The sequence below is a fragment of the Vibrio sp. R15-SG3-ISO1A genome (assembly GCF_059833955.1).
On record NZ_JCBDGH010000070.1, the window covers coordinates 112,205 to 127,516 of the forward strand.

At 49.7% G+C, this 15,312-nt stretch carries 14 protein-coding genes; 13 read left to right on the top strand and 1 reads right to left on the bottom strand.

All coding sequences use genetic code 11. The features are described from left to right. The first annotated feature begins 120 nt into the window (after window positions 1-120). From AC6R0L_RS11620 to AC6R0L_RS11675, 12 genes are all read left to right on the top strand, one after another. A complete protein-coding gene (locus AC6R0L_RS11620) occupies window positions 121-537 on the top strand; it encodes a DUF2850 domain-containing protein (RefSeq protein ID WP_334551322.1) in 417 nt (138 codons plus the stop codon). A 69-nt stretch (window positions 538-606) separates the two neighbouring features. Continuing rightward, on the top strand, window positions 607-1,710 hold the full coding sequence (gene mltA, locus AC6R0L_RS11625) for a murein transglycosylase A (protein ID WP_500629231.1): 1,104 nt from the start codon (window positions 607-609) through the stop codon (window positions 1,708-1,710). A gap of 140 nt (window positions 1,711-1,850) precedes the next feature. Further along, window positions 1,851-2,657, top strand: coding sequence for a tRNA cyclic N6-threonylcarbamoyladenosine(37) synthase TcdA (gene tcdA / locus AC6R0L_RS11630; protein WP_334551318.1), 807 nt, complete (start codon window positions 1,851-1,853; stop codon window positions 2,655-2,657). 14 nt (window positions 2,658-2,671) lie between these two features. Then, window positions 2,672-3,103 (top strand): cysteine desulfurase sulfur acceptor subunit CsdE, encoded by a 432-nt coding sequence (gene csdE / locus AC6R0L_RS11635; RefSeq protein WP_500629232.1) that lies wholly within the window; start codon window positions 2,672-2,674, stop codon window positions 3,101-3,103. Between the two features lie 133 nt (window positions 3,104-3,236). After that, window positions 3,237-4,361 (top strand): dual-specificity RNA methyltransferase RlmN, encoded by a 1,125-nt coding sequence (gene rlmN, locus AC6R0L_RS11640; protein WP_487901679.1) that lies wholly within the window; start codon window positions 3,237-3,239, stop codon window positions 4,359-4,361. 345 nt (window positions 4,362-4,706) lie between these two features. Further along, window positions 4,707-5,705, top strand: a complete 999-nt coding sequence (rodZ, locus tag AC6R0L_RS11645; RefSeq protein ID WP_500629233.1) for a cytoskeleton protein RodZ — start codon at window positions 4,707-4,709, stop codon at window positions 5,703-5,705. 8 nt (window positions 5,706-5,713) lie between these two features. Next, complete coding sequence (gene ispG, locus AC6R0L_RS11650) at window positions 5,714-6,832, top strand: flavodoxin-dependent (E)-4-hydroxy-3-methylbut-2-enyl-diphosphate synthase (RefSeq protein ID WP_334551312.1); 1,119 nt, start codon at window positions 5,714-5,716, stop codon at window positions 6,830-6,832. 31 nt (window positions 6,833-6,863) lie between these two features. Continuing rightward, window positions 6,864-8,132: a histidine--tRNA ligase gene (gene hisS / locus AC6R0L_RS11655; protein ID WP_334551311.1), complete on the top strand. Its 1,269-nt coding sequence runs from the start codon at window positions 6,864-6,866 to the stop codon at window positions 8,130-8,132. Window positions 8,133-8,193: 61 nt separating this feature from the next. Beyond that, the gene (locus AC6R0L_RS11660) at window positions 8,194-8,808 is read left to right on the top strand and encodes a YfgM family protein (protein WP_500629234.1); all 615 of its coding nucleotides are present in this window, start codon (window positions 8,194-8,196) and stop codon (window positions 8,806-8,808) included. Between the two features lie 8 nt (window positions 8,809-8,816). Then, entirely contained in the window at window positions 8,817-9,977 is a 1,161-nt protein-coding gene (gene bamB / locus AC6R0L_RS11665; protein WP_500629235.1) for an outer membrane protein assembly factor BamB, read from the top strand. A gap of 149 nt (window positions 9,978-10,126) precedes the next feature. Next, the gene (der, locus tag AC6R0L_RS11670) at window positions 10,127-11,611 is read left to right on the top strand and encodes a ribosome biogenesis GTPase Der (RefSeq protein WP_500629236.1); all 1,485 of its coding nucleotides are present in this window, start codon (window positions 10,127-10,129) and stop codon (window positions 11,609-11,611) included. A gap of 424 nt (window positions 11,612-12,035) precedes the next feature. Continuing rightward, entirely contained in the window at window positions 12,036-12,272 is a 237-nt protein-coding gene (locus tag AC6R0L_RS11675; RefSeq protein ID WP_500629237.1) for a zinc ribbon domain-containing protein, read from the top strand. Here the strand turns inward: AC6R0L_RS11675 and xseA are convergent. Further along, entirely contained in the window at window positions 12,250-13,590 is a 1,341-nt protein-coding gene (gene xseA / locus AC6R0L_RS11680; RefSeq protein WP_500629238.1) for an exodeoxyribonuclease VII large subunit, read from the bottom strand. The two genes, AC6R0L_RS11675 and xseA, sit on opposite strands and share 23 nt — an antisense overlap. Before the next feature lie 245 nt (window positions 13,591-13,835). Between xseA and guaB the strand changes: the two genes are divergently transcribed. After that, a complete protein-coding gene (gene guaB / locus AC6R0L_RS11685; protein ID WP_334551301.1) occupies window positions 13,836-15,299 on the top strand; it encodes an IMP dehydrogenase in 1,464 nt (487 codons plus the stop codon). The last annotated feature ends 13 nt before the right edge of the window (window positions 15,300-15,312 follow it).

Below are 15,312 nucleotides of genomic sequence, written 5' to 3' on the forward strand. Positions count from 1 at the left end.
CTTTTCTTATCTCGAGCGGATTTTCTTGAGATGGAAAGCAAACAGTGACCTTGGCTAGACTCGCCAAAGTGCGCATTTTGGTCTAAGACTTACTATTAAGAGCAAGTTTGGAACCCATTCATGAAGAGTAACATCGACGCAAACGGCGCGATAAAAAACAAACTGAAAGAGCGCAGCTTCTTTTTGATGGCTGCCGGACTTGCGTTAGTGGTTGCGCTGCTGGGCACGCAGCTCTATCAATATTACCTACAAGTCACCTATCCTAAGTCCTTCCTTTACGGTACTTGGATTGAGCAAAATGTCGCCGGGTATGCGACGGATCGTTTCGTCCTCAATGAAAATGGTGTCGTGATCAACGGGCGGGTCGTGGATACCAATTTTGCCTTTGATGGTCAGTTCTTTGAATACCGTTTCGGTGATGATACCAAGCGCTTTCAGATCCTCAATCAAGAGTTCTCTGAAATGAAGTTGATTTCACAGCCTCATTATCAACCTATCTATCGTCTTGACGCCAAATACCAGCATAACATTCGCTAACGCTTTTTCGTTGCTATCGGCCAGGCACTTTGCCATGCTTAACGCCAACGACAATAAGGGAAAACCAACGTGCTCAAAAAAATCTTACCTCTGCTTGCGGCCGGTGTTTTGTTTGGCTGTGCCCAGCCAACCGATCGCGCTCAGCAGTATCTCGATGGCGAGTTGACCAATGTGCTCAATCCAGCCGATATAGTGGTGTCCGACAAACCACGAGATTTCACCGAATTTCATCGTCAGGCGGAGCAAGTGGTCATCAACTCACCAAGTATGGCTTCGCTCTATCAACCGCTTTATGACAAGCTCAACGAGTGGGTTTTACTCAGTGGAGAGCCGACAGAGCTTGGCCAATACGGCATTCAGGCAGCGCAATTAGGGGGCGGGGACAAGCAGGGTAACGTGCTATTTACCGGGTATTTTTCACCAGTGATGGAACTTCGTCATCAACCGAATGATGTCTTTAAGTATCCAGTGTATGGCAAACCTGAGTGCAGCCAAGACTGCCCAACTCGCGCGCAAATCTATGCGGGCGCCTTGGAAGGGCAAGGGCTCGAACTTGGGTATGCTGCGAATCTTATCGACCCCTTTTTGATGGAAGTTCAGGGCAGCGGTTTTGTCCATTTTGAAGATGACGACACGCTGGAATACTTTGCCTACGGTGGTAAAAACAACAAAGCGTATGTGAGCATCGGTCGAGTTCTGATTGACCGCGGACTCGTGGCTCGCGAAAACATGTCGATGAAAGCGATCAAAGAGTGGGTGGTGGCCAACGATGAAGCCACGGTGCGTGAGCTGTTAGAGCAAAACCCATCGTTTGTTTTCTTTGAGCCCCGCGCCGATGCGCCGGTGACCGGTTCGGCGGGTATCCCGTTATTGGCGATGGCGTCGGTGGCAGGGGATCGCACCCTCTTTCCAATGGGTACGCCTATCTTAGCTGAAGTGCCACTGCTCAACCCTGACGGCAGTTGGAGTGGTGCTCATCAACTTCGCTTGTTGATCGTACTTGATACTGGTGGCGCAGTGAAACAGAATCACCTTGATCTGTACCACGGCATGGGGCCGAGAGCCGGTATTGAGGCGGGCCATTACAAACACTTTGGCCGGGTGTGGAAACTCGGATTAGAAGGCAGCGCGACTGAAGCGCCTTGGGCCATGCCGCCAGAGAAGCGAGAATAGTGGTCGCTGGTTAGGGGGATCTTTCCCTTCAGCTAGTCAAGCGTTGGCTTGGCCAATTCTAGACATTTGAAACAAGAGTGCGTATAAATCGCACTCTTTCTATTTACTCATCACCAAATTTGTAGCGGAGAAGCCTTGCCATGCGCCAACTTGATACCCCCGCCTCGGACAGCTATAACCAACGTTTTGGCGGTACACGCCGACTCTACGGACACAGTGAAGTGGAGATCCTGCGCGCTGCGCACGTGTGTGTTATCGGAATAGGCGGCGTTGGCTCTTGGGCTGTAGAGGCGTTGGCTCGCACAGGGATTGGTGAGTTGACCTTGATTGACATGGATGATGTCTGTGTGACCAACATTAATCGCCAGATTCATGCGATGTCTGGCACTGTTGGGCAGAGCAAAATTGAGGTCATGGCAGAGCGAGTCAAACTCATCAACCCAGAATGCAAAGTCAATTTAATTGATGACTTCATTACGCCAGACAATCAGCATGAGTACCTCAGCAAAGAGTTTGATTATGTGTTGGATGCGATTGATAGTGTTAAAGCAAAAGCTGCGTTGCTCGCCTACTGCCGCAGCAACAAAATCAAAGTGATTACGACGGGCGGTGCAGGTGGCCAGGTTGACCCGACTCAAATTCAAGTCGCGGACTTAACCAAGACCATTCAAGATCCGCTAGCGAAAAAGATCAAAGATACCTTGCGCCGGCACCATAACTTCCCCAAAAATCCGCAGCGTAAGTTTGGCATCGATTGCGTCTTTTCCACTGAGCAGTTGAAGTACCCGCAAGCCGATGGCAGCGTGTGTGGGGTGAAGTCAACGGCAGAAGGGCCAAAGCGAATGGATTGCGCCAGTGGCTTTGGCGCCGCCACGGTGGTGACGGCCACTTTTGGTTTTGTGGCGGTCTCGCGTATTGTGGAAAAATTGATTCAGAAATATCGCTAATGAGTGGAAATGAAATGAGTGAAGCACCCTCCTCAGTGTTTGGCCAGACGATAACGGCGGACGACGTCATTCGAACTATGTCAGGATTAAATTGCTGGGAAGATCGCTACCGACAAGTGATTCAGTGGGGTAAGCAACTCCCCGTGATGCCTGATGCGCTGAAAAGTGAACAAGTGACGGTGTCAGGCTGTGAGAGCCAAGTGTGGCTGGTCTGCGAGCAGCACGACGGCGTGTGGACCTTTTGTGCCGATTCTGACGCTCGTATTGTACGTGGTTTAATTGCCCTCGTGATGGCGGCTTACAACCACAAAACAGCGCAGCAAATCCAACATTTTGATATGGATGAGTACTTTGAAAAGCTTGGACTTATCGCGCATCTAAGTCCTTCGCGCGGCAATGGGCTGAAAGCGATTGTGGAGCAAATTAAGCAAATCACCGCGGCGTAAATGGCGAGTTCAATTAATAAACAAAGTTGAATTAACGCCTTAGGAAATACAGGGCTTTACAACGCTTGTTGTCGCTGAATAAAGGCTGTACAATTCGCGCCCTTAATTAATGTTCTGTCGTTTGTGAGGTTACATGAGCACTGAAAAAATCAATCTACTCGACTTCGATCGCAAGGGCTTGCGTGAATTTTTCGCTGAAGAATTAGGTGAAAAAGCATTCCGCGCCGATCAAGTTATGAAGTGGATCTACCATTTTGGTGTCGATGACTTCGACAACATGACCAACATTAACAAAAAGTTACGCGAGAAACTGCACGCGCGCTGTGAGATCAAAGCGCCGGTAGTCGCTGAGGCGCAACACTCTTCTGATGGCACCATCAAGTGGGCAATGAAGGTGGGCGATCAAGATGTCGAGACTGTCTACATTCCTGAAGACGATCGCGCGACCTTGTGTGTCTCTTCTCAGGTGGGCTGTGCACTGGAATGTAAGTTCTGCTCGACGGCTCAACAAGGGTTCAACCGCAACCTCAAAGTCTCAGAAATCATTGGTCAGGTATGGAGAGCTGCCCGTGAGATCGGCTTAGAAAAAGAGACCGGTCGTCGCCCGATTACCAACGTCGTGATGATGGGCATGGGTGAACCTCTGTTGAACATGAAAAACCTCATTCCAGCCTTAGAGATTATGCTAGATGATCTCGGTTTTGGTTTGTCTAAACGTCGCGTTACTGTCTCCACATCGGGTGTCGTCTCTGGCCTTGATCAGATGACAGGTAAGATTGATGTGGCGTTGGCGATCTCTTTGCACGCGCCGAACGATAAATTGCGCAGCGAAATCATGCCGATTAACGACCGATGGGATATCGAGGATTTTCTTGCGTCTGTGCGCCGTTACATAGCTTCTTCCAATGCCAACCGTGGCAAGGTGACCGTAGAGTACGTGCTGCTTGACCACGTTAACGACGATATGGACCATGCGCGTGAATTGGCAGAGCTGATGAAAGATACACCATGTAAAATCAACCTGATTCCATTTAACCCGTATCCGGGCTCGCCTTATAAGAAGCCAAGCAACTCTCGCATTGATCGCTTCCAGAAAACCTTAATGCAGTACGATCACACCGTGACCGTGCGTAAGACGCGTGGGGATGATATTGATGCGGCGTGCGGACAGTTGGTCGGCGATGTCATTGACCGCACCAAACGTACTGCCATGTTAAAAGCGGCCAAAGGTGAAACCATCGAGGTGAAAGCCGTTTAACCGCATATTGAATGCTTAAATTTGCATGAATCCGGAGGCCAGAGCTTTGCTCTGGCTTTTTTATCGACAATTTGTAATCAGATGTTGCGTCTTAATGTCAATTTAAGGAAAAACCTTGAGCTGGCTGTGAATTATCACCTTTTGTCATGTTGTTTCATCTCTGATATAGATTAGAATTGAAAGTTAATGCTTTTGGTGGCTTCCTCACACTTTTGATGGCGTATATTGCCTCTTTGATGAGTTAGCTGCCCGGATACTTCGCCAATTCTGCCCCATTGCTACCAATAATGAATAACGAAAAGCACGCGCGGAAGAGGCCCTGCACTTAAAAGAGATGAATTCATAATGACTGCCGAACACGAAACGACAGAAACCAATCAACCACAAGAACATATTGAAGCGGGTACACTACTTAAGCAAAAGCGCGAGCAGTTAGGATTAACGCAAAAGCAGATTGCCGATAGGCTTCGTCTTCGCCTCTCCATCATCGAAAACTTGGAAAAAAATGACTTCGAGTCTGACCAAGTCGCTACCTTTACCCGCGGTTACCTTCGTTCGTACGCAAAGGCAGTGGGGCTAAAAGAGTCAGTCGTATTGGCTGCGCTCGATCACAGCGGCACCGCTCAGCATAAAGAGCAATCGATGCAGAGCTTTTCACGTAAAACCAAGCGAGAGAAGCACGACAGCCGCATTATGATTCTGACGTGGGGTATTTTTGCCGTGATTGCCGGGATCTCTTCCTTATGGTGGTGGCAAAATCAGCAGGATGACATGTTGGATTTGGGCCCATCTTCGGCGCAGGAAACCACGCAGCAGAGTGCAGACTCAAGCAGCAGTGATACCTTGGACTTTGTTTCGCTTGATGAGGCGATGCCAGATGAGCCTTCGCAAGAGACTCAAGAAACGATGGAACCAATCCTTAGTGAAGATTCCGATGTGAGTCGTATTGAGACGATCGAAAACACGCAAACTGAGATGTCGTCAGAGACTGAAATCATCCGTGAAGAGAGTGCGCTAGAGTCCCCAGAAGAAACTGTGACCGCATCAGACTCAACAGAACAAGCTGATGCGCCGCAAGAGAGCACAACGGATACGGCGGTTGCAGTGACGAACCGTCTAGAGATGAGCTTTAGCGATGATTGCTGGGTTCAGGTGAAAGACGCTAGTGGTAAAACCCTCGTGACCGGCATCAAAAAAGGTGGCGAGTCGGTTGAGTTGGATGGTCAGTCTCCTTACAGCGTGATTTTAGGTGCACCAGAAAACGTTTCAATGACATTAGCGAGTGAACCTGTCGACCTTTCTGGGTATACTTCAGGCAAAGTAGCAAGATTCACCTTACCTTAGACATTACTATGCAACACGAATCTCCTATCAAACGTCGCCCCTCGACTCGTATCTATGTGGGCGACGTACCTATTGGTGACGGTGCGCCGATTGCGGTGCAGTCGATGACCAACACTCGTACTACAGACGTTGACGCCACCGTGGCTCAAATTCGTGCCCTTGAAAATGTGGGTGCGGATATCGTCCGCGTCTCGGTGCCGACAATGGATGCTGCCGAGGCTTTCAAGCAGATCAAGCAGCAAGTGTCGATTCCGCTGGTGGCGGATATTCACTTTGACTACCGCATCGCACTCAAGGTTGCGGAATACGGCGTCGATTGTTTGCGTATCAACCCAGGTAACATCGGTAAAGAAGATCGTATTCGTGCGGTCGTCGATTGTGCAAGGGATAAAAACATTCCAATTCGTATCGGCGTGAATGGCGGTTCTCTGGAAAAAGATATCCAGATGAAATATGGCGAGCCGACCCCAGAAGCCTTGGTGGAATCGGCGATGCGTCATGTTGATATCTTAGATCGCCTCAACTTTGATCAGTTTAAAGTGAGTGTCAAAGCATCCGATGTGTTCCTTGCGGTGGATTCCTACCGACTGTTGGCGAAAAAAATCGATCAGCCACTACACCTAGGTATTACTGAGGCAGGCGGAGCGCGTGCGGGTTCAGTCAAATCTGCGGTTGGACTCGGCATGCTGTTGGCAGAAGGGATTGGCGATACGCTGCGCATCTCGCTTGCGGCGAACCCAGTTGAAGAGATCAAGGTCGGTTTTGATATCTTAAAATCGCTGCGCATCCGCTCTCGCGGGATCAACTTTATTGCGTGTCCGAGTTGTTCTCGCCAAGAATTTGATGTGATTGGCACCGTCAATGCGCTAGAGCAGCGTCTTGAAGACATTATCACACCGATGGATGTTTCAATTATTGGCTGTGTGGTCAATGGACCCGGTGAGGCGGAAGTGTCGCATTTGGGCTTGGCAGGCAGTAACAAGAAAAGTGCCTTCTACGAAGATGGCAAACGTCAAAAAGAGCGATTTGATAACGACGATCTCGTGAGTCAACTCGAAGCGAAGATCCGCGCTAAAGCCGCGTTGATGGATTCGCAAAATCGCATTGATGTAAAAGTACAAGAGTAATAACTCTCAACCAACGATTACGGTAATTATTGTGGCAAAAACAATTCAAGCAATCCGAGGCATGAACGATTGTCTCCCAACTCAATCTCCACTGTGGCAAAAACTTGAAACCGCAGTGAAAAACGTAATCAGCGCTTACGGTTACAACGAAGTGCGCATGCCGATTGTTGAGATGACTCATCTATTTAGCCGCGCGATTGGTGAAGTCACCGACGTGGTTGAAAAAGAGATGTACACCTTTGAAGACCGCAATGGTGACAGCTTAACCCTTCGCCCAGAAGGCACGGCGGGCTGTGTTCGCGCCGGAATTGAAAATGGCTTGCTCTACAATCAAGAGCAGCGCCTATGGTACATGGGCCCAATGTTCCGTCATGAACGTCCGCAGAAAGGTCGCTACCGTCAATTCCACCAATGTGGTGTCGAAGTGTTTGGTCTCGATGGCCCTGACGTCGACGCAGAGCTGATCATGATGACGGCGCGTCTGTGGCGTGAGCTTGGTATTGATAAACATGTACGTCTAGAGTTGAACTCGATTGGCTCTCTTGACGCGCGAGCTGAATACCGCGAAGCGTTAATCGAGTTTCTCACTCAGCACATGGATATTCTGGACGACGATTGCAAGCGTCGCATGCACACTAACCCACTGCGAGTTTTGGACACCAAGAACCCAGAAATCCAAGCGGTACTCGGTGATGCCCCTCGTCTGTCTGACTACTTAGACGCAGACTCAAAGCAACATTTTGCCGGCCTTTGTGAACTTCTCGACGCAGCAGGTATCGAATACACAGTCAATGAGCGTTTGGTGCGTGGTTTGGATTACTACAACCGCACGGTATTTGAGTGGATAACGGAAAGCCTTGGTGCGCAAGGTACGGTGTGTGGCGGTGGTCGCTACGACGGCCTGGTTGAGCAACTCGGTGGCAAGGCAACGCCTGCGGTTGGTTTTGCTATGGGCCTTGAGCGTTTGGTTCTGATGCTAGAAACCCTTGAGTTGACCGATGTGCGTCGCAGCGTCGATGTTTACATGGTCACCGCGGGGGAAGGTACAATGATGGCTGGAATGAAGTTGGCTGAGCAGTTGCGCGAGCAAGTGCCAGGGCTGCGAGTGATGAATCACTTTGGCGGCGGCAACTTTAAGAAGCAATTCAAGCGTGCGGACAAAGTGGGCGCAGCGGTGGCGCTGGTTCTCGGCGAGAATGAAGTCGCAGACAGCACGGTCGTCGTGAAAGATCTGATTGGTGGTACACAAGAAACCATCAGCCATGCCGATGTGGCGAGCAAACTAGCGCAGTTGGTATAACCCGATAACAGGAAGTGGCGACCTTTATGCGCCACTTTTTTCGATTTTAAGAGGACAGGAAGTGGAACTCTACGATTCTGAAGAACAACAAGTAGAAGCGATTAAAGATTGGTGGAAAGAAAATGGCAAAGCGGTTATTTTCGGTGCCGTCATTGGTTTGGGGGGGCTGTTTGGCTGGCGTTATTACCAAGACTCCGTCACAGCAGCTCAGGAAGCGGCCTCTGAGAGTTACACCACCGTGATTCAAGAGTTGGCAGTCAAAGGCGCAGATGCCAGTGCTAACGTGCAAGGGTTTATTGAGGCGAATGGCGAGTCGCAATACGCGGTATTGGCGGCGATGCAACTGGCGAAAGCTCAGGTTGATGCAGGTAATTTGGATGAAGCACTAGCGCAGCTCGAGTGGGCAAAATCGGCCACTAAAGATCAAGCACTGCTGAGTATCCTTCACTACCGAATTGCGCGTATTCAAGCTCAGCAAACAGACTTTGATGCGGCGATCTCAGAGTTGGCTAACATCAACGACGAAAGTTGGATGGGGCGCGTAGAAGAGTTGAAAGGCGATATTCTTTTACTCAAGGGTGATGAAGAAGGGGCATATGCCGCCTACACCCAAGCTCAACAGTCTGGCGAGCCAAGTCAGGCTCTGCAAATGAAGCTGGACGATCTCGCTAAGTAAGGATGCGCATGAAGACAATGCTCAATAAAGCACTCTCTACCGCGCTGGTTCTTGGCTTGCTTGCAGGGTGTGCTGGAGAGGAAGACACCATTATCATGGCGCCGACACCGGTTGTAGACAATGAGTTCACGACCAAGAGCGCATGGAGTGCGTCGGCAGGGAAAGGTGTGGGCATGTACTACTCGCAACTTTCACCCGAATACGCCTACGATAAAGTATTTGTTGCCAGCCGTGATGGTGTGGTGAAAGCACTCAACCCTGAAACGGGCAAAGCGATTTGGCAAGCGGACCTGGAAAAAGAGGGCTCTGCACGTTTATCTGGTGGTATTACCGCCGGTTATGGTCAGCTGTTTATTGGCAGTGAAAATGGTCAGGTGATTGCCCTTGATGAAGAAAACGGGGCGCTCAATTGGCAGACCGCTGTCAAAGGTGAAGTGCTCGCTGCTCCTGCGGTAGACAGTAACTTAGTGATTGTTCATACCAGTGACGGTGTGCTTATCGCCTTGGATCAAGAATCGGGCGAGAGCAAATGGACCATCAGCACTGAAGTGCCGAACCTGACTCTGCGTGGTAACAGCGCGCCTGTGACGGTGTCTGGAGGCGTCTTCTGGGGAACGGCGAACGGACGTTTGGCGGCAGCGATTGTCGAGCGTGGTCAATTGATTTGGCAACAACCCATTGGTACACCACAAGGGGCGACCGAAATCGATCGTTTGGTGGATGTTGATGCTTCACCACTGATTTTGGGCAGTACGCTATACATTGTCGGTTACAACGGGCAGTTGACCGCGATTGATCTGCGTTCAGGCACGCCAAGCTGGAAGCGTAACTACTCTTCATCCACCGATATGGCGAGTGAAGGCAGTCGTTTATTCTTGGTGACTGATAAAGACCACATTGTCTCGGTTGATGCGCGCAGTGGTACTGAGCTTTGGAGCAATGATCAGCTTGAGCACCGTTTGCTAACGGCGCCAGTCATGCTCAATGGTTATGTAGTCGTGGGTGATAGTCTAGGCTTCTTGCACTGGATTGATCGACGTACCGGCGAATTTGTTGCTCAGCAGCAATTAGATGACAGCGGCTTCGCGGTCGCACCTATCGCCGTACCGGGTGGATTTGTCACGGTTACTCGCAATGGCGATGTAAAGAAACAGACGATCAACCCATAATCATGTGATATAATTCACATTCGGCTCCTAGCTGGTTACTCAGTTGGGAGCCGTTTTATTGTTAACGCTACGTGGTTATAGGTAAAAATTGGTCTCGTCATCAGTCCTTACCTATAACTACATATGAGAAAAAGATTGTAGAGGTTGTTATGGTACCTGTTGTTGCTCTTGTAGGGCGTCCAAACGTTGGTAAATCGACGTTGTTTAACCGACTAACGCGCACGCGTGATGCGTTAGTGGCGGATTTCCCTGGCTTAACTCGCGACCGTAAATATGGCCAAGCGAAACTTGGTCAACATGAATTTATCGTCGTAGACACTGGCGGTATCGACGGCACGGAAGAGGGCGTTGAAACCAAAATGGCCCAGCAGTCACTCGCCGCGATTGATGAAGCGGATGTTGTGCTATTCATGGTGGACGGCCGTGCGGGTCTGACTGTGGCGGACGAAGCCATTGCCCTTCATCTACGTAAGATTGAAAAGCCAGCGATGCTGGTGGTAAACAAAGTCGACGGTATTGATGCCGAAGCGGCCAGCGCTGAGTTTTGGCAACTGGGTATGGACAACATGTACCAAATCGCTGCCGCTCATGGCCGTGGTGTTGGTGCACTGATTGATCGTGCGCTTAACCCGTTTGCTGAGCAGTTACTTGAAGAAGCCAACGGCGAAATTGAAGACCTCACTGACTTCATTGATGAAGAAGAAAAACTGGAATACAGCGAGGAAGAGGCGGAGCAAGAGTTTAAACGCCTACAAGATCAGCCGATTAAATTGGCGATCATCGGTCGACCTAACGTTGGCAAGTCGACACTCACTAACCGTATTCTGGGTGAAGAGCGTGTGGTTGTGTACGATATGCCGGGTACCACTCGTGACTCTATCTACATTCCGATGGAACGCGACGGCCGTGAATATGTCCTAATTGACACCGCTGGTGTGCGTCGTCGTAAACGCATCAATGAAACCGTTGAGAAGTTCTCGGTGGTGAAAACATTGAAAGCGATTGAAGATGCGAACGTGGTTCTTCTGGTCATTGATGCGCGTGAAAACATATCAGACCAAGACTTAAGCCTACTCGGTTTTGCGCTCAACGCTGGACGCTCGATTGTGATTGCGGTTAATAAGTGGGATGGCCTTGATATGGACGTGAAAGAGCACGTCAAGAAAGAGCTGGATCGCCGCTTAGGCTTTGTTGATTTTGCACGCATTCACTTTATTTCGGCGTTACACGGTACGGGTGTAGGTCACCTGTTTGAATCGGTTCAAGAGGCGTACAAGTCTGCCACTACTCGCGTGGGTACCTCTGTTCTGACCCGAATCATGAAGATGGCAACCGACGATCACCAGCCACCTTTGGTACGTGGACGTCGTGTGAAGCTAAAATACGCCCACGCTGGGGGATACAACCCACCGATCGTGGTGATTCACGGCAACCAAGTGAATGAGCTTCCAGACTCTTACAAGCGCTTCTTGATGAACTACTTCCGTAAATCGCTTGAGATTATGGGCACACCGATTCGAATTACTTTCCAGAACAGTGAAAACCCGTATGAAGGTAAATCGAGCAAGATGACCCTATCACAAGAGCGTAAACGCAAACGCTTAATGGGCATGGTGAAAAACCGTAAGAAGTAGCCCTATCTGAATAATCACATGATGGTCAAAACGCCTTAGCTTGCTAAGGCGTTTTTTTATGTCATCAATGGGCTCCACCAAAGAGCCTATCCCTCTTTTCCACTCATTTTCGAGTTACATACTGTGTATTTGGATGAGTGATCATTTTATTAACTCTGGTTTTGGTGTGTAATATTAATCATTATTAGTTTATCGTGCTTTTTAAAATTGAAATGCAGCATATGTAACTTATGCTTTCGGTGTGTGGTTATATAAATGTTCTTTTAGGGGGAGATCGCTGATCACAGCGGCTTTTGCCGATGATCTTGTTATGATCATTTATAGAAGCATAGAGCGACGAGAGCAAGCTAGTCGGTGTGATATTGAGTTGGAGATGGGATTTTTGTATATTAGTTTACGCTAAATTAAAAAGGTAACACAGATCATGAACACCAATCTATGCCCAAGTTGTCAGCAAGAGCTGGAGTGGAATGGCCACTACCACTGCACACAGTGCCAATATGATTACAACAAGATCGGTTGGTGCCCACAGTGCGACAGTGAATTAGAGAAGCTGCAAGCGTGCGGGGCGGCAAATTATTTTTGTAATCAGTGCAATGAACTCAAATCGAAATCAGCGATTCGATTTGAGTTCCGTCCTATTGACTCGAAGAAATCGTAGAAAAGAGGGTGCCATCGGCTAATCGGGTGACTAAGGTGTCACCTGATTTCATTTGCTTTGTGGAGGTCACCACATCGCCTTGTGCGTTTTGGCTGATCGAGTAGCCACGTTTTAATGTCGCCAGTGGGCTTACCGCATCTAACGTTTCAGCCGCTAACGCGAGTTGATGGCGTTGATAGGTCAAACGTTTATTCATCGCGTCGATCAGTTGTTGCTCTAAACGGATCATGCTTGCGTGTTGATTGGCGAGTTTATGTGCAGGGCTATGCAGGTTGAGTTTGTAGTGCAGTCGCTCGACTCGTTGCTCTGCACTGCGCAATCCATTATCCATCGCTCGCTTGAGGCGAATTTCGAGTTCATCTAACTGCTGGCTCTGACGTTGAAGCTGATGAGTAGGATGTTGGCGTTCGAGACGATGCAGCAGGCCAGTCAGGTTGCGTTGTTGCTCAGACACTCTCTGGCGCCACGCACTGAGCAGTTTATGCTCACGACTAGCGAGCGCTTGCTCTTTATGGCTGTTATCGCGGCTCACTAGCTCAGCGGCTGCCGAGGGGGTAGGCGCGCGCATATCGGCGACGAAATCGGCGATGGTCACATCCACTTCATGTCCAACCGCACTGATAATCGGGATTTGGCTCGCCGCAATCGTCCGAGCTACGACCTCGTGGTTAAAGCACCATAAATCTTCTAGAGAGCCCCCGCCACGACCGACGATCAATACATCACATTCGTTACGGCTGTTGGCACAACCAATGGCTTGCGCGATTTGAATCGCGGCATCGTCACCTTGTACTAATGTCGGGTAAATAATCACCGGCAGTGAAGGGTCACGTCGCTTCAGTACATCCAGAATATCGTAGAGCGCCGCGCCGGTTTTCGAGGTAATGATGCCGACCCGTTTCGGATGCTCAGGCAGCGGCTTCTTGTTAGTCTGTGCAAACAGGCCTTCAGCGGCCAACTTCATTTTAAGCGCTTCAAACTCTTGCTGGAGTCGGCCATCGCCTTCCGGCTGCATGCTTTCAATGATCAACTGATAGTCGCCGCGAGGTTCATACAACGAGAGACGCGCTTTGACTAATACTTGATTGCCGTTAGCCGGTTTGAACGTGACACGACGATTATTGCCGCGAAACATCGCGCATTTGACTTGAGCTCGGGAGTCTTTAAGGGTGAGATACCAGTGACCAGACACCGGGGCAGAGAAGTTGGAGATCTCTCCGACCAACCAAACGATACCCATTTCGTTTTCAAGCAGCAGGCGAACTTCTGCGTTGAGGCGAGAGACAGTGAAAATGTTTTGATTGGTGGATGCAGGCACAGCTAATCCCATGGACGTGGGTATGGAAATTAGCGGCAATATAATACATAGCAAGGGGGTGATTGCAAATAAAAAGTAGAAAAATGTGTAGCCAAGCGTTTGCGTTGACCGTATAATCCGTCCGCAATATCTAATCCAAATGCAACTTTGTTCTCGCACACTCTAGTGTGAATAGGTTGCCCTCATTATGCGAAACGATGAGATTGGATTGTTCTTTTTACTCCTCTAATTGTGAGATATTGCAAATGCTAAGAATTGCCAAAGAAGCGCTGACATTCGACGACGTACTGCTTGTGCCAGCACACTCCACCGTTCTCCCAAACACAGCTGATCTTCGCACTCAGTTGACGAAAAATATCACTCTTAATATTCCGATGATTTCTGCGTCTATGGATACCGTGACGGAAGCCCGTCTGGCTATCGCTCTTGCGCAGGAAGGTGGCATTGGCTTTATCCACAAGAACATGTCGATTGAGCAGCAAGCGGCAGAAGTTCGTAAAGTTAAGAAATTTGAAGCGGGTGTGGTCACTGACCCTGTTACCGTTAACCCTGAAGCGACCATCGCGGATGTGGTTGCACTGACAGACAAGCACGGCTTTGCAGGCTTCCCTGTCGTCACAGAGAACAACGAGCTGGTCGGTATTATCACCGGTCGTGACGTGCGCTTTGTTACGGACCTCACTAAGAAAGTCTCTTCAGTGATGACGCCAAAAGAGAGCCTTGCTTCAGTAAAAGAAGGGGCAACTCGCGCTGAAGTGCAAGAGAAGATGCACGAAGCGCGCGTTGAAAAAGTGTTGGTGGTTAACGATGAGTTCCAACTCACGGGCATGATCACCGCAAAAGACTTCCATAAAGCAGAACGTAAACCGAACGCGTGTAAAGATGAGCGTGGTCGTCTTCGTGTTGGTGCGGCAGTTGGCGCTGGCGCGGGCAACGAAGAGCGTGTTGCGGCATTGGTTGAAGCAGGGGTTGACGTGCTTTTGATCGACTCTTCACACGGCCACTCTGAAGGCGTTCTTAACCGTATCCGTGAAACTCGCGCGGCATACCCTAACCTCGATATCATTGGCGGTAACGTCGCAACGGGTGCCGGTGCGAAAGCCCTTATCGATGCAGGCGTTAGCGCAGTGAAAGTCGGTATCGGCCCAGGCTCTATTTGTACTACTCGTATCGTAACGGGCGTGGGTGTTCCTCAGGTAACGGCCATCGCTGATGCGGCGGAAGTGGCAAATCAACACGGTATTCCCGTTATCGCTGACGGCGGTATCCGTTTCTCAGGCGACATCTGTAAAGCTATCGTTGCTGGCGCATCGTGTGTGATGGTGGGCTCGATGTTTGCGGGTACTGAAGAAGCTCCGGGTGAAGTGATTCTTTACAACGGTCGTTCTTACAAAGCGTATCGTGGTATGGGTTCATTGGGCGCGATGTCTCAAGGTTCTTCTGACCGTTACTTCCAAACGGACAATGCCGCAGACAAGCTTGTCCCTGAAGGCATCGAAGGACGTATCGCGTACAAAGGCCGCCTAAAAGAGATCGTTCACCAACAAATGGGTGGTCTACGCTCAAGCATGGGCCTAACGGGCAGCGCGACGATTGAAGACATGCGTACCAAAGCTGAGTTCGTTCGTATCTCTGGTGCTGGTATGGCGGAATCTCACGTCCACGATGTTCAAATTACTAAGGAAGCACCAAACTACCGTCGCGGTTAATTTCTTAGACAAG